We start from the raw sequence: 17,011 nt of genomic DNA on the forward strand, positions 1-17,011 counted from the left end.
TGGGAAAGGAATCTTGGTAAGTATGAGCTATTTCATTAAAAAGATAAATCCAGCCTTTTTATAAGCAAGTTTCGCCGAAAGATTTTTAGGATTATAACCAATCATAATTAGAGGAATATTTTTATTATTAATGCTTCTTATCTTTTCAATAATGAGAAATATAGCCTATATACCTAATCCTTTTCCTTGATATTCTTTATCAATCATAAGTCTATAAATCCAAAAATTGTTATCATCAGAGTCTATACCAAACATTGTAAACCCTATTAATTTAAAAAAGTTAAAAGAGAAAGATCTTTATAAGAACACCATGCATTATACAGCTAAACAACTAAATAATCGTATCGAACAAGACCATAGACACGTGAAACGTCGTTTTGCTAGATCCTCAGGATTTCAAAACCTTCGTCATGCCTCACGTACAATAAAAGGAATCGAAACCATTCATGCCCTATATAAAAAAAGACGGAGTCTTCAACCACAGATTTTTACATTTCAGCTAACTTTGCAACAGAATCAAAATTATTATTTTTGTTCTAAAATACGTTCAACCTCATTAATGCCTAATTTGCTGGCTTTAGCAATCGTTTCAAGTGGTACCCCCAGCTCATGCATACCTTTAATCATTTGTATCTTCCCTTGCTGAACCCCTTCTTGAAGTCCTTCTTCTCTTCCTTCTTTTTTTCCCTCATTACGGGCATGAGCAAATTTCGCGGCCTCATCCATTAAAGCTTTTTCCCTTGCTTCATATGCTTGACGGAAAGAAGAATCTTGACTCATACGCTCCCACTTATTCATTGCTTTTTGTAAAATCGGATCTTGATTCATGGCAATATCCTCCAATGTTTGAGTTAAGTGTTCGTCTTCATTCGCTGGAAGTAATAATAACCACCGAACAAAGGAATCTTCCCAAGGATTAATTTGTTCATTACGCCACTGTTGCATTAACTTCGGAATCTCAACAATATGAACTTCTGTATCATCGCTCAATACCTTCTGTTGTTGCTGATTCCATAGGATTCCTGTTGTATGGAACGCTTCATGTTCTGGGAACATCACAAAGTTTAGCAAATTAATGGTGATTGTTTTATGAAGAGAGCTGTACGGCATCCCTTTTTGTAATTGAGCGGTGTATAATCTTCCCCAGTAATACAAACTTCTCTTAATCATATCGTGAGTATTATTGAGTTGTATTTCTACATTTACCTTTGTTCCTGTATCTAATGTAGCCGAAATATCTAAAATCGATAATTTATCTTCTTCATGTTCTCGAAGTAAATGTGGATCTTCTAGTTGTAAGGAAACAATAGGTGATTCTAAAGAATCTTGTAACATGGCATTTAAAAAGGCAACTAAAATGTCTTCACTACCATTTGTGCCAAATAACTGCTTAAATGCAAAATCGATACGTAAATTTACCAATGGAATAGACATTGTTTTCCGCTTTCTGTCTCAGATAATATCTTTACCTTTATTGCACATAAAATCAAAGCGAACATGCAAATAGGAGCTTATGTCAAAATATATAAGGACTTACACTGTATTTATAAAACCGGACCTTTATAAAAGAATCCTTACAGATTTTCCGAATGTGAAAGCCCACGCAGGGCATAGCCCGACTTTAGACTTGGGAGTCTCAAGTGTATTTGAACGTTTTTTTTAGAACAGTTTGATCAAGAAGTTCGCAATCTGGGGGATTTGGGCTAGGATTAGCTATGGCAAAATCATTGATTGGCATGCACAAAGGAGAAATTGGTGTGAGATATCTCGCAGATAGCCAGCAGGGAAGTGAATTTTGGTTTACTCTTCCCATCACTTCAGAAAAAAATAAGACTGCTGAAAGACTTTTGTAATATTTATGTTATAGAAATGAAAGACTTTCTTGTTAACATACTACTAAATAGTATTGTTGCAGGAGGTTTTTTGCTTTATGAAAAGAAAATATGTATGGTTTATAAGTGGATTCGTGATTGTCGGGGGAATATTATGGTCTTTGTTTCGACCAGAGAAATTATTTATTGATAAGCAAGTGAATGAAGCATTGCCACAAACAGAAGTACAATCAAATGAAACAAAGCAACAAAGTGAACGAGTAATAAGTGAAGGACAGTTTCAAAACGGTGTGCATGAAACAGCCGGAACGGCAACCATCCATCAATTAGCGGATGGAAAACGTGTTTTACGACTTTTCAATTTTTCAACATCTAACGGTCCAGATGTTCGGGTTGTATTAGTTCCTACGAATCGTTTGAAAAATAATGAAGATGTTAAAAATCATCAGTATATTGAATTAGGAAAGTTAAAGGGAAACAAAGGAGATCAGAACTATGAAATTCCTGAGGGGATAGATGTAAGTGTATATAGTTCGGTTTCTATATGGTGTAAGAGATTTAATGAAAATTTTGGTGCTGTTTATTTTAATAACTGATAATAAAAAAGACTCTGTAATAATTACAGAATCTTTTTTAGGTTCTGTTACAAAGTTTTCCAAACTACGTTACATTTTAGAAAAAATGAGTAGAAGCACAACAAGATGAGATATTTTTAAGGAAAACAGTTTAAGAAAGACATTATTTTAGTAGCTGCTGGCTACTATTGTCGTTTTTCTCTAAGCTATTCCCGTTCATCCCACAACAATTCTATATTAAGGTCAAAGGAAAGAGGTGTTAGTTATTGTCGCTCTACAATAACTAAATTTAGTATAAATGAGATTCTAAAACAAATTATAGACATTCTCTTCAAGGTAGTGTAATATGAAGTTCACTTCACATGAAGTAAACTTCATATAAGACTGTGTTAGGAGTGATTTATTTGAAAAATAGATTTAAAGAGCTTTATTTATGTTCGTTGGCAATAATTGCAATGGGTTTTTTTGAAATATTTTTTGATCACACTGAAGCTAATTTTGGTGAAGGATTTTATTGGGGAAATTTAAAGATATTTATAGGATCAATGTTTTTAATTTTCGCGTTAGTTTCTCAAACTAAATACAAATCTAACCACAAACAGTTAGAAAAAGAGCTATCAAAGGAATATGATGAAAGGGATGATTTAATAGAAGGGAAAGTTGCACAATTCACCATAAGAATTCTAATGATTATAATTATTCTTATGATGTTCATTTCAAAATGGGTTATAATCCCAACAAATACTGGGCTATTTCTTATAATAATAGGTTGTCTAATTACTAAAATGTTAGCTAAAAAATATTATAATTGTTTTCTTTAAATAGGTGATTTCTATGAAAAATAAGATAAAAGAGTTGCGTTTAAAACATGGAATAACCCAACAAGAATTAGCTGATAAAGTATTTGTATCCTCAAGAACGATTATTTCGTTAGAAAAACAACAATATAATCCATCTGTTTTACTAGCATATAGAATATCTGTGGTTTTTAATCTATCAATTGAAGAAGTTTTTATATTCGAAGAATACGACGAATAGTAGTATACAAATATAATTGACCAGAAAGATGTAAACAATGTAGCAAAATACAAACAATGAATTGAGGTAAATATATTATGATTTTAAAACTATTATTTATACTTTTGGGAGTAGTCTTAGTAGCATGGGGTATATATAGAATGAAAACGGATGATGCTTTTGTGGGGAAAACCCAAACAAGAAAAAATCTTTTTAATTTATTGATTCTAGGACAAGCTTCTGGAATCGGGCAATTATTGAGCGGAATTCTGTGTATCATTTTAGGAATTGTAGCCTTTATAATTAAATAGTTTGCAAATAAGAGGAGCTAAGATATAGATTTAGCTCCTTTTGTTGTGATAAAGTCTTTGGGAAAAAACGCAAACTTTTTCTAGAAATGGATATAGTCTATAGAAGTATAAATGTGATGGAAAATATAAAGATCCCGAACTTCTTTGTAAAAGGCTCTTTTCGTATAAATTGTTGTTTTTTCGCGATAAAAATAAGACCCTAGATTAAATCTAGGTCCTAGGTATTTATGAACGCTTTCTTCGTATGTCGATATTAATCTTCATCACGATTTCCAAGCCCAAACAATAACTCAATTAAATGCACAAGATAGAATCCGAAAATTAGTTTCGTAAATGTAAATATTTACCGAAATTCTATTTTTTGTGCACATTAATATTTAGAATATTCTTTAATTTTCTAATATTTCGTTTGATTTGCTGATTTTCAAAAAAATAAACCTCTGTACCTGACCAAACAAAAACCCAACACACAATGCTTAATACTCCTGCAATATAGGCATGATTGCTTGAAAGCTTCAAGAATATCACCCCAACAATAATACCAATCACAAACAAAACAATAGCCTTTTTGACATTTCTAGCATATGTATATTCCTCTTCTTTCAAAAGGTTAGAAAAAGTGTTAAATGTGGCAGTCTTCAATGACTTTTCGTCAAGGTCAGAGCTTAGGTGAACATCATCTGAGCAATAATATCTTGAAAACGGAGTATCAGTTTCATCTAAATAGATATTTATACTTAATTCATCTTTCATGTTAAACCTCCTTTAAATCCAATTTACTAGTTGAAAGTCAACCTTTTATAAGTATGGTCAAGATAGCAACAATTCTTACGAAAACAGCGTTGTAAAAATAGAAAGTCAATTCAAAAGAAACAAGCTGAATTCTCATGAATAACTGTAAAGCAGCAAAATTGTCGTTTGTCAGCACTCTCTTTGTTAGTTAATTAAGGAAATTAAAATCTGCCTACTATATTAAAAAAATCACTACAAATCATAATTTTTTGTGATTACACGAAAGACTTTTGTAACATTTATGAAAGACTTTTGAAAGGTATTTAAATTAAGATAAACTTCGGAACGTTAAATTCAGTTTAATAAATAGAAAAAAATGGGCAGGTTCAAAATATCTTTCAGGGAAAGAAGAAAATGCACTTCAATCTTCCGATTCAATTGGTGATGATGAAGTGTTTGAACTTGTCCAGATTGATCAAAAATCTTTTTACAATAATGTTCAGTTCCATTTGAAAAACAAGAATGGAGTAAGTTTGGTTGGTAATCAAAATACTCACCAATTTGGTACTGATAGAAGTTTTGAATCCGAAATTCACTTCACTGGAAAAAGAAACAATGAAATTCATAACTGGTTAAGAGAGTGGTATCCAGTTAAAGAAAATGAGAAACAGAAATTGCAAAAGATTCTTCTGGAAATGTAATAAAGAACAGTTGGGTGAACCGAGATAGCAATCAGTATTATGCAGGATCTGATAGAGTTCTCTAGACAGGTTGGCATGAAGTTGAGAGAAAGACATATTATTTCGAATTGAATAGAGGATTAATCAATACAAATGGATCCAATATTGATGGGAAGTACTACTACTTTAATAATGATGGTTCTATCGTACGATTAGCATGTAAGGAAGATCACCATGGTCTACACTATTCGGATACTTCTGGAGCAGCTAAGATAGGATGGTTCTCAGTTGGTGGTGGGTATCATTTCCCTTATTACGAATACTTTACGTATTGTGCTAAACAGGATGGTTCAATTTATACAGATACCAAGGTTAAAATTGACGGAAAAACCTATACATTTGACAGTCATGGACACAAAGGTTATTAATCATCCAAAAAAATCTATTTTTTATAAAGATGATTCTTCCCGAAATCATATAGTGACCCTACTTATGAAATCTTACAAAAGTGAAATCTTTATGTAAGGTAATTAGATAGTTCATTTACTATTTCAATATGATAATAAAAGTATAAGAAATAATAAAATTTTAGATATTATGGGAGAGTGCTAGTAATGATTGTAACAACAACTAATACTATTCAGGGTAAAGAAATTATTGAGTATATAGACATCGTAAACGGTGAAGCGATTATGGGTGCAAATATCGTACGCGACATCTTCGCTTCTGTTCGTGACGTAGTAGGTGGCCGTTCTGGTGCTTATGAAAGTAAATTAAAAGAAGCTCGTGACATTGCGATGGAAGAAATGAAACAACTTGCAACGCAAAAAGGAGCAAATGCAATTGTTGGTATCGATGTAGACTACGAAGTGGTTCGCGACGGAATGTTAATGGTTGCGATAAGCGGTACAGCTGTACGTGTGTAAATAGATAGAAAAGTAGAACCTAATTGGAGGTGCAGTTTTTTATGGCCAAATATTCTTTGAAAACGAAATTAGGTGCATAGAGGTTCTGGTGCAAAAAGATGATAAATAAAAAAGAATCAAGGATTCTTAACGAAATCACCTGTTAAGCAGTTAATCCAAACAGTTGGTTGATAAAAACATTCTGATTTTGGACAGACTGATCCCGTAAATCAATTTATTCTTTTTTGACCATATGCATCGCTTCTACACCACTCAATATAGAGGCTGATGTTTTGTATGATTTAAATCCCAACATAGAGCGTATACGTTTTTTAATAAAACGATGATCTTGTTCTACTATGTTATTTAAATATTTTATCCTTCGGATTTTGGTGCCTATTGGTATCCTTTTTTCTTTCTTCAACTGTTCGATAGCGATTGGATAAGCAGGGTTCTTATCAACCGTGATGATACGAGGTTTTGAGATGTGAAAAGACCGCAAAGCTTTCTTGAAGAATCGCTTTGCAGCCTTATGATTTCTAGATTTACTCAAATAAAAGTCAATCGTGTTTCCTTCAGAATCAACGGCACGATATAAATACATCCATTGTCCTTTTACTTTTATATATGTTTCGTCCACTCTCCATGAGTTATTCGTTTGTTTGAGATGATGTCGAATTCGTTTATCAAACTCCGGCCCATATTGATGTACCCATCGCATAATAGTTGTATGAGCCAGGGATAACCCTCGTTCCTCCATCATCTCTACCAAATCACGAAAGTTTAAGTTGTACCGTAGGTACCAACGTACAGTTAACAAGATGATGTCTGGTTGATAATGTTTCCACTTAAATATATTCTCCTTTTCCATACTAATCACACACATTTTATAGAGTAGTACTATCAGTATGTCAAAGTTTGATAGACCATTTTCATATACTTCAAAGTTTTTGTACCAGAACCACTTTTTTAAGCGTTCACTATTCGGGGTTCGGTTCAAAGATATAAGGGAGCTTTTCGCGTTTTAATTAACAAGTGAACTACTCGCCACTTAGCAAAGCTTGAAGTGGGAGCTTCTCAGTTCCACGATGAAAGCAACCTTTCGTCTCCCTGAGCGTTACTTCGGGGTGTTCCATCCCTAGATGTCCAACGCTTGGACGCTCTTTTGGTACGGTTGATATTTTACGCAGGAACCGAATGGCTTGGTTTTCGCACTCTATTTTCTTCCTGCAACCTCATATATCAAGTTATCAAAGAACTTCATATAGCTAGTTTATCAAAAGTTTTTGGCTATGCCAAACCGAAATTCATCTCCCACCTACCGTTGGGCTACGCCCTTCACACGCTTGAGGAAGGAGAATTCTTTCGGGGAATTCGTTAAAATTATGTAAAAAAATTTGATTAACCTGTCAACCAAATTGAGAGTTAATCGTTATAAATATAGTAGGAGGGAAAAGATGCGAGATGATGTTTTTCAAAAACGATTAAAGCAGTACCTAGCTTTTATTTTTAACTATTTATTAAAACTTGGAATATCTAGAGAGGATGCAGAAGATATTGTACAAGAAACAGCTTTAAAATATATTCAAAACTTAGAAGCTATTCCACCTGAAAAAGTGAAAAGTTGGCTGTTTAGAGTAGCTATAAACAGAAGTTATGATATTTTGAGAAGGGAAAAAAGAAAAGATAAGTTTTTAATTGAATTATGTATCTTAGAAAATCTTGAACCTGATTTACCTGAGGATTGTCTATTACAAGAAGAGCAGAGTGGTGAAATACAAAAAACATTAGATTTGCTTCCTAAAAGGTATAGAGAATTTTTAATTCTAAAATATGTAGTAGGATTACGGTATGAAGATATATCCATTTTATTTGAAGTTACTACTGGAACTGTTAAAACAACGGTATTTAGAGCTAAACAACTTTTTATTGATATATATAGGAGGGAACAAAATGAACATAAAGAATGATGAGAATCAATCTGAACTTTTTTTAGATGATAAGGAATTCGAAAAAACAATGCATAAAGGTAGAAGAAAAGCGATTATAAAAAATGTAGTTATTACGGGAAGTGTACTAATTGCATTATATAGTGGACTGACTATAGGGAACAATTATTGGTTATCTGAGCGTCTGACAAAGGAAGATAATGCTACAGGAGTATGGTTATCTATTACTGAACCTAATATTGAGCAAAATGCATCATTTTATAATTGGAATTCTTTTTCCGTTGACGCAACTCACACGTATTCGAAAAAAATAGGAGAGCGTATCATACCTTGGGAATCGTCAACAGGACATTATAATCTTATTCGTTCAGAAACAGGACCTTCTAATTGGATAAATCATTATAACGAAAAAAGAAAAGGCTGGGAAATTTATAACAGTCAGAATGGACAAAGAGAGCTTATTTTTTATCATCCGAAAGTTCAATATAAGCAAGTTCCTAATGATTTGAATTTACTTGATGACATAGGATCAAATAAATATGTTGAATATGCACTATCTTTTGATCGCCCTTATTCAATTAGTGAGGTTCAAAAACTTTTAGATAAACAAAATACAGAATGGCTTTGGATAGACACAGAATCAGATGAAGAGATACATAGTATCAATCAGCAAGACCTTAAAGAAGAAGTAGGATCTTTTAATCGTGGAAACATATATGGTTATCCGTATAATTCACAAAATGACTGGCAATCTCCTGAATTTTTTATAGATACATTAAAATCCCCGGAGTTTTATGGAGAATATGCTGATAAAGCAAAAGAAATATTAACAAAATTAAAAAAGGATAATCCTACATTAAACCCAGAAAAGGTGAAGATTGTTGGAGCAGTAGTAACTGGTACTCCTGATGAATTAAAGCAATATCAAAATAAAGAATTTATTAAATCTGCTTCTCTCGGGGCCACAATAGACAAATATTAATGATTAGATTTGTATTTCGGAAGTAGAATGAAAGGTTCTGGTGCGAGAACTATAATACATTGTAAAAAAGGATAGGAGGTTCCTAATGGAATCTCCTGTTAAACAGTTAGCGCGAGTATTTTCTTGATGAAGATGTTCTGATTTTGGACAGACTGACTCTGTAAATCAACTTGTTCTTTTTTGATAGACCATTTTCGTTTAGTTTGAAGTTTTTGCACCAGAACCCAAGATTATATGATATAGGAACTGCTCTACTAGAGAACAGGAACTTTGGTTCACTTGTGATATAAAAGAAACTTATAACACTGAAAATTTGATAGAATATTTTTAATAATTTGATAATGTCTTTTTAATAATTAGAAGGAGACAAGTAAGGACGGAGATTAATAGTGTTATTTTATATAGGATTGATAGTTGGAAAGTTAGCAGGATATAGTAGTAAAAAATTTGGTTTTAATGGATCTAACATTCCAGGGAAAATTACAAATTATTTATATAAGAATGCATTACAAAAATTAGCAGCACAGGTGGAAACTGTGGTTTTGGTTACTGGTACAAATGGAAAAACAACAACTTGTAATTTAGTTTCTTCCATTTTTAAGTCCAATAAAAGTGAATATATTAGTAATACAGAAGGATCTAACTTATTAGAGGGAATTACTTCTGCTTTTATGAAAAAATGTAATATACGAGGGAAAATACAAGGGGTGAAAATAGCAGTTCTCGAAGTCGATGAATTGACAATGACTGAAGTTTTGAAACAAATACAGCCTCAATTGATCGTTGTAACAAATATCTTTCGAGATCAGCTGGATCGTTATGGAGAAATCAACACGCTGATTTCAAAAGTACAAACCGCTATTCATTCTAGAGATGCTTACTTGCTATTAAATGGTGATGATCCATATAGTAGACATTTTACTAAAGAAAAGAATAAAACCATGTATTTTGGTTTAAAGAAAAATGTAGGGGATTTTCATAAAAGTAATATTAGAGATTCCGTCTATTGTTGTTGTGGCCGTCTATTGAAATATATATACACTCACTATGGACACCTTGGTAAATATTATTGTTCATGCTCCATGAGTAGTCCCGTATTAGATTTGGAGGTTACTTCAATTCAATCACAAAACAACCTAACGATTACTGTACAAAATCAATCCTATACTTCCAATTTGAAGGGTGAATACAATGCATATAATATGCTAACGGCTATAAAAATTGGAGAATTTTTAGGTTTTAGTTATGAACAAATTCACAAAGGATTAAGAGAATATCACCCTAGCAATGGACGTATGCAACAGTTTCTCATTGCGCAAAATATATACCATCTAAACTTAGCTAAAAATCCACAAGGGATGAACTGTACGGTAGATTATTGCATACAAAATAAAGACATAACACAATATGTTTTTATTTTAAATGACTTGCTTGCTGATGGGAAAGATATCTCTTGGATTTGGGATGTAGATTATGAACTATTAGCAAACTCCAATGTAAACCATATAATTTGTGCAGGAACACGTGCCTATGACCTTGCAGTGCGTTTAAAATATGCGGGGGTTTCTGTGAATAGGATAAAAGTTATCCCAAATATTTCTGCTGCCATAGAGAATAGCATTGAGGCAGGGAATGAAACATCCGTAATTAGTAATTACACAGGCTTAAATACTGCCCGGCAATTTTTAAGCACGAAAGGAACGCTGTCCCCTTCATAAATAAGATGGTATCTATATACGTTTAGTTTAATAACTTAATTGAGCGTATATAGATTGTAAATACACAGAATAGAGAGTTGACACTAAAAATAACGATATAAATTGGGTACTTCCCTTAGAATTTATAATAAGTCCCGATTACGTTTTAAACATCTGGAGGTACTATGAAAAAATTGATTATCTATCATTACTTTCCCAATACTCTTAATTTATATGGCGATCGTGGGAATGTAACCATTCTACAAAAGCAATTAGAATGGAGAGGAATAGAAGCAGATATTCATTATGTGGATCAAGTAAAAGATTATCCTGTATCTCAGGCTGATCTAATCTTTATTGGGGGAGGGAGTGACAGTGAACAACAAATAGTTCAAGAACAATTGCTTTCAATCCGAAAAGAATTGAAAGCAGGAATAGAGGATGGTTTAGCAGCACTTTGTATTTGTGGAGGATATCAACTACTAGGGGATTATTATGAAACTGCAAACAGTGATATCATACAAGGCCTAGGAGTATTACCATTTTATACATCATGTAAGAACACAGGCTCAATGAATCGATTAGTAGGGAATGTAAGAGTACAATCTGAAAAATTCGGAAAAATAACGGGTTTTGAAAACCATAGTGGCCAAACATTCCATTCTTTTGAATGTCTCGGCCAAGTCCTACAGGGATATGGAAATAATGTAACAGAAAAAAAGGAAGGCCTTCTGTATAAAAATCTGATAGGTACGTATTTACATGGGCCATTTTTAAGTAGTAATATTCATGTGGCAAACTGGTTAATATTGCAAGCGCTAAATAGAAAATATGGAATTACAAACTTAGAGGCATTAGAATGTACTTTGGAAAAGACAGCATCTGAAGTCTCATGGGATAAGAGGTAAGATTCAGTAGCAAATATAATCAAATTTGAAAAGAGAGCGACAGATTTCGTTAAAAATCCACTGTTATGCAATGAGACCGAAGAGCGTATTGATAAATTGTATCTGATTTCGAACAGACTTCTCCCCTTGAAGAGTTTGTCTCTTCTTGATTATATGCATAGTTTCAATACCAGAAAACGTTGTCGACGCGGTTTGGAAAGACTGAAATCCAAGGGCTCTGTTGCAAAGTTTAAAAAAGTCGATACAACCGTTAATAGGGTTTAAGCAATCCCTATTAACGGTTGTAATTCCTGGTAAGCAAACAAAAACGGGGTCTTGCGAAAGACTTCGTTTTTGTTTGTAAAGTGCATGAAGGGGCTCGATCCCATCGCCATCAACTTAAGAAAACAGATCAACCCCAAAACGAAAAAATGAGCTGACTTCTCAAAGCAAACTCAACAAAATGATTGGATTCGCCTTGAATTTTTTGCGAGTGGCTCAAAAAAGAACGAATTCTTGCCGTGCCCCTAGTAGCGTTGAAAGCACGCAAGATCAAATGGTAAAGAATAAGGTTGAAAACTCTTCTAAATCTAAAGAAAACGTTATTAAGCCCTATACCATCATCAGATTATCAAAAGAAGATAGTAACGAATGGATTAGAAAGTGTGAAAGGGAAAGTCAAATAAAGGTCAGAGCTATCCTACTAGACAACGCTGAGTCGGTGAAGCCAAACTACCCAGTACAAGCATATGGTAGGGAAGCCTCAAACTTCGCTAAATCATTATTAGAAGGAAAAAATGTTGAAATTGTATTCGATAAAGGTGATAAAAAGGATCATTTTGGACGGTACTTGGGTTACATAATTTGTGACGGAGAGCTAGTCCAAGAAGAAATCATTAAAAAAGGTCTTGGAATTATTTCTTATGTGAAAAAGCCAAATACAACATTTTTAGATGAATTAAAGGAAGTAGAAATGCAAGCAAAAAAGAGAATAAGGGCGTCTGGAGCATACCTGGTTATGGTGACGAATCAAAACACAAATTAAATCGAAAAGATGCTGCAACATAAATTCTGCAAAGGTAGAATCTTAAAATTTCATTTACCAAATTATTAATATTATAAAAATATATCAGTTCACAAGGAGATGTTTAGTTTGTTGAATTATGAAAAAAACGCAGAGGTTTTAAAAATCTTAGCTCATCCAATACGAATTAAAATTTTGAAAGAATTAATTACAAGAGGGGCATGTAGTGTAAATCAAATTGTAGATATTCTTGGTGTCCCACAATCTACTGTTTCGCAGCATTTATCGAAGATGAAATCTCAAAAATTAATTATGAATGATAGAAAAGGATTAGAGGTTTACTATAGTGCTCAGAACAAAACTATTAATTCTGTTGTCAAAATATTATTAGATTAGAAACTTTTAATTGCAAGTGAAAATTAGTAACCCTTCTTGTTAGCACAATTGTTCGGGAGGCGGGGGATTTTGAACATGAAAGGGAAAGATAAAATTGGTATAGTTGGGGTCACTATATCATTCTGGGAAAATTATACGCTAAGGGCTACAAGACCTTAAGATGACAGCATTTTTAAAAGGTAAATACATGCTCAGAAAGAAAAAAATCATAGATTAACTGAACATTGAATTGTTTACACACTTTATGAACATGATTATAGCTGGAAAACGTTTCTATAAATCTAAAACTAAATCCTATGAGAAAAAAAGAACTAGATATTTATTATGAAAAACTTGTTCAGTACTGACTATACAGGTACCGCTAACGTTTTAGAATTTTGGACGTTAAGAAAATTCCCGAAATGTTTGCGGTACCTCTTATCAACTTAAATGTATTTATGGAGGGAAAATAATGAAATCAAATCTAGAAGTAGGTTCAATTGTTGAAGATTGGTACAGTATTAATTCAAAAAAAGAGTATATAGTTTCAGAAATCCCCTTAGATAATAAACATTGTAAATTCGCTCTAGTAGGGATGAATGGTCAGGTATATTCAAATAAACTATTTAATAGTTTCAAAGAAATTGAAACATATATTCATTCTCAAGGTACATGGGAAGTAAAACAGGTACCAGTCCCGATTAACTCTCAAAAAAATTGGGCTATAAAAAGGATTTATGGAAGAAATCATACTCTTGAAACTGTACTAAAGAGTTTTATAAATTGTTTTCCAGGAAGATGGGGCATGTTAAGAGATAAGAGAATGGAAGAGGAAAAAGCGCATAAAAACAATTATAAAGGTGAAATGGTGATAGAAAATGGCATTGTATTAAAAGTGGATATACAATTAGACAAAGATATTAAAAAGGATTCTAAAAATTGGATATGTAAAGCGTATTTAGATTCATAATAAACCGGAATATAGTTTACATAATAATATTATCTTATTCAAAGCGTCCTTTTAATATCTTCAGGAGCTTTTATGAATTTGATATACTAGAAGAAAAAAATAGGATGATACCATTATGTTTCCAACAGAATTTACAGATTTTCCGAACGGGAAAGCCCACCACGGTGCGATAGCACCCCCTTTAGGGGTAGGATGATAGTGAGGTTGTATACTTAAAGTGTTTTCTCATTTTTGTATACTTTCCTGTTGCAGTTTGTTATACAAACCGATACATTTGATATAGGAATGAATATAGAAGAACAAATACAACCGTATCCTTAGTTAACTATCATTTTGTGTTTTGACCTCGATATAGGAGGGAAATATTCCTTCGTACAGATGTAGAAGAGCGCTTTAAAGAGTTGGTACAAGAAATATGCGACGAATTAGAAATTGTCATTGTCGCTTTAGAGTGTGACAAAGACCATACACATATGTTTTTAAACACACTCCCAACATTTAGTCCTGCTGATATTATGGCAAAAATCAAAGGAGTGACTTCAAAAAAATTGAGAGAGGAATTTCCTCACCTTAAACATTTGCCGAGTTTATGGACACGTAGCTATTTTGTATCTACCGCAGGAAATGTATCGAGTGCGACTATTAAACGATATGTGGAACAACAAAAGACAAGGGGCTGAGAAAGGTGCAAATTAAATGTAGTAATTGCGGATTTGAACAATTTATGAAAGACCATAAATTCAACAGAGAATATAAAGATGACTACAATAAAGCCTTGTTTGTTCTGTGTGGGAGAAATACTTGTGATACTTCCCAAATTAAAATTCCGAATGGTTATATCAGAGAAATGATGTGGCTTGGTTCGTGGTCAATTGTGAGAGATATAACTTTAGACGAATACAAAAGTCTTAAAAGAGCCAGATTTCTTAAGGACTTAGGTGAAGAAAAATGTACCAAACTGTAACAGTAAAAATCAAGCTACTTCCTACAAAAGAACAGGCCTCCATCTTAAATGCTATGGGAAAAGAATATATCTCTACAATCAACGCACTTGTATCTGAAATGGTTGCCGAAAAGAAAACAACTAAAAAGACTACAAAAGATGTTCCTGTAAACCTTCCAAGTGCAGTGAAAAATCAAGCTATCAAAGACGCTAAGAGTGTGTTTCAAAAAGTAAAGAAGGCAAAATATAAAATAATGCCAGTATTAAAGAAACCTATTCTTGGTCATTTTATCGTCTATCTCAATTCATTGAATACAAAGCGAATTTAGAAGGTATTAAAGTTGAGTATGTAAATCCTGCATACACAAGTCAAACATGTCCAAACTGTTCTAAAAAGAACAAGGCACAAGACAGAAAATACAAGTGTAAGTGCGGATTTGAAAAACATCGTGATTTAGTCGGTGCTATGAATATTCGATATGCACCTGTGATTGATGGTAATAGTCAATCAGCCTAAGATGCTATATGCACTGTCTTAGGAGGGGCAATGAGATACCCTCATCTTGAAGGCTGCTCAAAACAGAAATGGACTGCGAACGTTTAGTCATTCAAGAATCCCACCCGTCACACCGTTAGGTGTAGGGCTTGCGGCTTTAGCCGTGGGAGTCTCAATACAACAGTACAATCATTTTCTTCCTTCTTATTAAATAAAGGGAGAAAACCTTCCACAATAAAAAGATATGTCTATGACATTGAGGACTTTGGCAATTGGTTGCAAAAGTACAATAAACTTTCTACGCGTAATATATGGCCTTCACTTACTTCAAATGATTTTGAAAAGTATTTTTTTTTCCTAAACGAGCAGCGTCACTACTCTGATAAGACTATACAGGGGTAGCACCACATCGCTATCAAGCTATCAAAACAAAATACCCCCTAAAACGAAAAAGAGATGGAGAAAACAATAAAAAAGCTTATCATTAAGTGCTAAAAGATAAGCTTTTTTTCTATACTTATTGAATTTTATTGGATTTATCGTTTCCTGACAGAATACTCCTTCCTCAGGCGTGTGAAAGGCGTTAGCCCAACGGTAGGTGGGAGATGAATGCCAGTAGGCGTAAGCCTACGTTTTTTTGTATACTGTAGATATCCTATAACAAAGCGAGGTGCAACCTATGTTAGTAAATAAAGCATATAAATTTCGTATCTATCCAAATAAGAAACAAGAAATAGTAATTGCTAAAACGATTGGTTGCAGTCGGTTTGTATAGCCAGAAATCATGAGTATATAACTTTTTTTCCTTGGATTTTCTATGATTTAAAAGTCTAAAGAAAAATCTAAAATCTCCATTTTCTTTTCAAACAAGGGTAATCTTGCCACACCTTCTTCAATTAACTCTCTGATGCAAATTTCTGTTTTTGATCCGTTTTTTACAGTGAAAATCTTCATTGCCATATACATTCTCATTTGTTATTTTTTTGTTACCTTCAGATGAGTCATCTATATGTTAAAATATTTATATTCCTCCTAATCAATTTATCCGATTAGGCGAGCCCTAAAGAGCCCCTATCTCTTTAGGGCTCTTTTCATTAAATCTATCATTCTATCTCATTTCTTTTCTCTATAAAGAAAATAGAACTCTTATGATAAAACTTCGTACGCTTACATACCCACGGATCATCGTCATCCTCAACATCATTGGCCTAGAATATTTCCACTTTCGCCTTTTGTCCGTTCTCCATAATCACAATACCTTCGTAATAACTCTCTATATATTCTGTTTTCTCTTCTTCTGTATCAACTAATAAGCCCCATTCGTTAGGGAAACTGTCAAAAAAGTGTTCTATAGCTCCTTTTCTATAAAGTTAATCAATCATATACCAAAACTTGAATACATCACTTTCGCAATCTCTTTAAGGTCTTCTAGATATACCCTCCCAAAAATTACTAATCCTAACAAAGGTAATATTGCTGGAAATATCATTAATTTGGTTCTGTTGCAGTTACAATAGCTCTAACTCGAATATGAAATATCCTTAGGCAGTTCTCAGATGGGGGTATTTTCATCGTGACATATAATAATTCCACGTACCGCATTTATTAATAAACAAATCAAATATCTTCACCAAGG

At 33.1% G+C, this 17,011-nt stretch carries 16 protein-coding genes and 9 pseudogenes; 20 read left to right on the forward strand and 5 right to left on the reverse strand.

All coding sequences use genetic code 11. The features are described from left to right. Positions 1 to 27: 27 nt before the first annotated feature. Positions 28 to 273: pseudogene (locus ACE38F_RS27350) on the reverse strand (GNAT family N-acetyltransferase); the annotation flags it as partial. On the opposite strand from ACE38F_RS27350, the pseudogene ACE38F_RS27355 reads away from it, so the two are divergent. Continuing rightward, a pseudogene (locus ACE38F_RS27355) lies at positions 272 to 496 on the forward strand (DDE-type integrase/transposase/recombinase); the annotation flags it as partial. The pseudogenes ACE38F_RS27350 and ACE38F_RS27355 overlap by 2 nt on opposite strands. 29 nt (positions 497 to 525) lie before the next feature. Here the strand turns inward: ACE38F_RS27355 and ACE38F_RS27360 are convergent. Beyond that, a complete protein-coding gene (locus ACE38F_RS27360; RefSeq protein WP_375371031.1) occupies positions 526 to 1,434 on the reverse strand; it encodes an Rpn family recombination-promoting nuclease/putative transposase in 909 nt (302 codons plus the stop codon). Between the two features lie 239 nt (positions 1,435 to 1,673). Between ACE38F_RS27360 and ACE38F_RS27365 the strand changes: the two are divergent. From ACE38F_RS27365 to ACE38F_RS27385, 5 genes and pseudogenes are all read left to right on the forward strand, one after another. Next, positions 1,674 to 1,853 (forward strand): annotated as a pseudogene (locus ACE38F_RS27365) (ATP-binding protein); the annotation flags it as partial. 77 nt (positions 1,854 to 1,930) lie between these two features. Next, positions 1,931 to 2,428 carry a DM13 domain-containing protein gene (locus ACE38F_RS27370; RefSeq protein ID WP_375371030.1) on the forward strand — a complete coding sequence of 166 codons (498 nt, stop codon included), beginning with the start codon at positions 1,931 to 1,933 and terminating at the stop codon, positions 2,426 to 2,428. Positions 2,429 to 2,811: 383 nt separating this feature from the next. Continuing rightward, complete coding sequence (locus tag ACE38F_RS27375; RefSeq protein ID WP_375371029.1) at positions 2,812 to 3,228, forward strand: hypothetical protein; 417 nt, start codon at positions 2,812 to 2,814, stop codon at positions 3,226 to 3,228. Between the two features lie 13 nt (positions 3,229 to 3,241). Then, positions 3,242 to 3,445 (forward strand): helix-turn-helix transcriptional regulator, encoded by a 204-nt coding sequence (locus ACE38F_RS27380; protein WP_375371028.1) that lies wholly within the window; start codon positions 3,242 to 3,244, stop codon positions 3,443 to 3,445. A gap of 77 nt (positions 3,446 to 3,522) precedes the next feature. Continuing rightward, on the forward strand, positions 3,523 to 3,735 hold the full coding sequence (locus tag ACE38F_RS27385) for a hypothetical protein (RefSeq protein ID WP_375371027.1): 213 nt from the start codon (positions 3,523 to 3,525) through the stop codon (positions 3,733 to 3,735). 354 nt (positions 3,736 to 4,089) lie between these two features. Here the strand turns inward: ACE38F_RS27385 and ACE38F_RS27390 are convergent, their stop codons facing one another. Then, positions 4,090 to 4,488: a hypothetical protein gene (locus tag ACE38F_RS27390; protein ID WP_375371026.1), complete on the reverse strand. Its 399-nt coding sequence runs from the start codon at positions 4,486 to 4,488 to the stop codon at positions 4,090 to 4,092. Between the two features lie 362 nt (positions 4,489 to 4,850). On the opposite strand from ACE38F_RS27390, the pseudogene ACE38F_RS27395 reads away from it, so the two are divergent. Together ACE38F_RS27395 and ACE38F_RS27400 are read left to right on the forward strand one after the other, a co-directional pair. Then, positions 4,851 to 5,575 (forward strand): annotated as a pseudogene (locus tag ACE38F_RS27395) (cell wall-binding protein); the annotation flags it as partial. Positions 5,576 to 5,761: 186 nt separating this feature from the next. Continuing rightward, complete coding sequence (locus tag ACE38F_RS27400) at positions 5,762 to 6,073, forward strand: heavy metal-binding domain-containing protein (protein ID WP_000637485.1); 312 nt, start codon at positions 5,762 to 5,764, stop codon at positions 6,071 to 6,073. Between the two features lie 142 nt (positions 6,074 to 6,215). On the opposite strand, the pseudogene ACE38F_RS27405 reads toward ACE38F_RS27400, so the two are convergent. Further along, positions 6,216 to 6,923: pseudogene (locus ACE38F_RS27405) on the reverse strand (IS6 family transposase). 586 nt (positions 6,924 to 7,509) lie between these two features. On the opposite strand from ACE38F_RS27405, the gene ACE38F_RS27410 reads away from it, so the two are divergent. The 12 genes and pseudogenes from ACE38F_RS27410 to ACE38F_RS27465 all read left to right on the forward strand — a co-directional run. After that, positions 7,510 to 8,022, forward strand: coding sequence for an RNA polymerase sigma factor (locus ACE38F_RS27410; protein WP_375371025.1), 513 nt, complete (start codon positions 7,510 to 7,512; stop codon positions 8,020 to 8,022). Then, the gene (locus ACE38F_RS27415) at positions 8,006 to 8,983 is read left to right on the forward strand and encodes an anti sigma factor C-terminal domain-containing protein (protein WP_375371024.1); all 978 of its coding nucleotides are present in this window, start codon (positions 8,006 to 8,008) and stop codon (positions 8,981 to 8,983) included. The genes ACE38F_RS27410 and ACE38F_RS27415 overlap by 17 nt, the downstream gene beginning before the upstream one ends. A 389-nt stretch (positions 8,984 to 9,372) precedes the next feature. Further along, positions 9,373 to 10,701: a MurT ligase domain-containing protein gene (locus ACE38F_RS27420; RefSeq protein ID WP_088077624.1), complete on the forward strand. Its 1,329-nt coding sequence runs from the start codon at positions 9,373 to 9,375 to the stop codon at positions 10,699 to 10,701. A gap of 164 nt (positions 10,702 to 10,865) precedes the next feature. Further along, on the forward strand, positions 10,866 to 11,588 hold the full coding sequence (locus tag ACE38F_RS27425) for a type 1 glutamine amidotransferase (RefSeq protein WP_098475013.1): 723 nt from the start codon (positions 10,866 to 10,868) through the stop codon (positions 11,586 to 11,588). A gap of 442 nt (positions 11,589 to 12,030) precedes the next feature. Further along, the gene (locus ACE38F_RS27430) at positions 12,031 to 12,612 is read left to right on the forward strand and encodes a thermonuclease family protein (RefSeq protein WP_462782499.1); all 582 of its coding nucleotides are present in this window, start codon (positions 12,031 to 12,033) and stop codon (positions 12,610 to 12,612) included. Between the two features lie 108 nt (positions 12,613 to 12,720). Further along, positions 12,721 to 12,987 carry an ArsR/SmtB family transcription factor gene (locus ACE38F_RS27435; protein WP_375371022.1) on the forward strand — a complete coding sequence of 89 codons (267 nt, stop codon included), beginning with the start codon at positions 12,721 to 12,723 and terminating at the stop codon, positions 12,985 to 12,987. 451 nt (positions 12,988 to 13,438) lie between these two features. Then, complete coding sequence (locus ACE38F_RS27440; RefSeq protein WP_375371021.1) at positions 13,439 to 13,936, forward strand: hypothetical protein; 498 nt, start codon at positions 13,439 to 13,441, stop codon at positions 13,934 to 13,936. A 335-nt stretch (positions 13,937 to 14,271) separates the two neighbouring features. Next, positions 14,272 to 14,616, forward strand: a pseudogene (gene tnpA, locus ACE38F_RS27445) (IS200/IS605 family transposase). 5 nt (positions 14,617 to 14,621) lie between these two features. Then, positions 14,622 to 14,900 (forward strand): hypothetical protein, encoded by a 279-nt coding sequence (locus ACE38F_RS27450; protein WP_223260387.1) that lies wholly within the window; start codon positions 14,622 to 14,624, stop codon positions 14,898 to 14,900. Next, a pseudogene (locus ACE38F_RS27455) lies at positions 14,885 to 15,396 on the forward strand (transposase). The gene ACE38F_RS27450 and the pseudogene ACE38F_RS27455 overlap by 16 nt, the downstream one beginning before the upstream one ends. Positions 15,397 to 15,552: 156 nt before the next feature. After that, positions 15,553 to 15,768: pseudogene (locus ACE38F_RS27460) on the forward strand (phage integrase N-terminal SAM-like domain-containing protein); the annotation flags it as partial. A 286-nt stretch (positions 15,769 to 16,054) separates the two neighbouring features. Next, positions 16,055 to 16,147, forward strand: a pseudogene (locus ACE38F_RS27465) (helix-turn-helix domain-containing protein); the annotation flags it as partial. A 50-nt stretch (positions 16,148 to 16,197) separates the two neighbouring features. Here the strand turns inward: ACE38F_RS27465 and ACE38F_RS27470 are convergent. After that, positions 16,198 to 16,335: a hypothetical protein gene (locus tag ACE38F_RS27470; protein WP_375371020.1), complete on the reverse strand. Its 138-nt coding sequence runs from the start codon at positions 16,333 to 16,335 to the stop codon at positions 16,198 to 16,200. Between the last annotated feature and the right edge of the window lie 676 nt (positions 16,336 to 17,011).

Origin of the sequence: Bacillus altaicus (genome assembly GCF_042136375.2) — a bacterium.
Taxonomy (GTDB): Bacteria; Bacillota; Bacilli; order Bacillales; family Bacillaceae_G; genus Bacillus_A; species Bacillus_A cereus_U.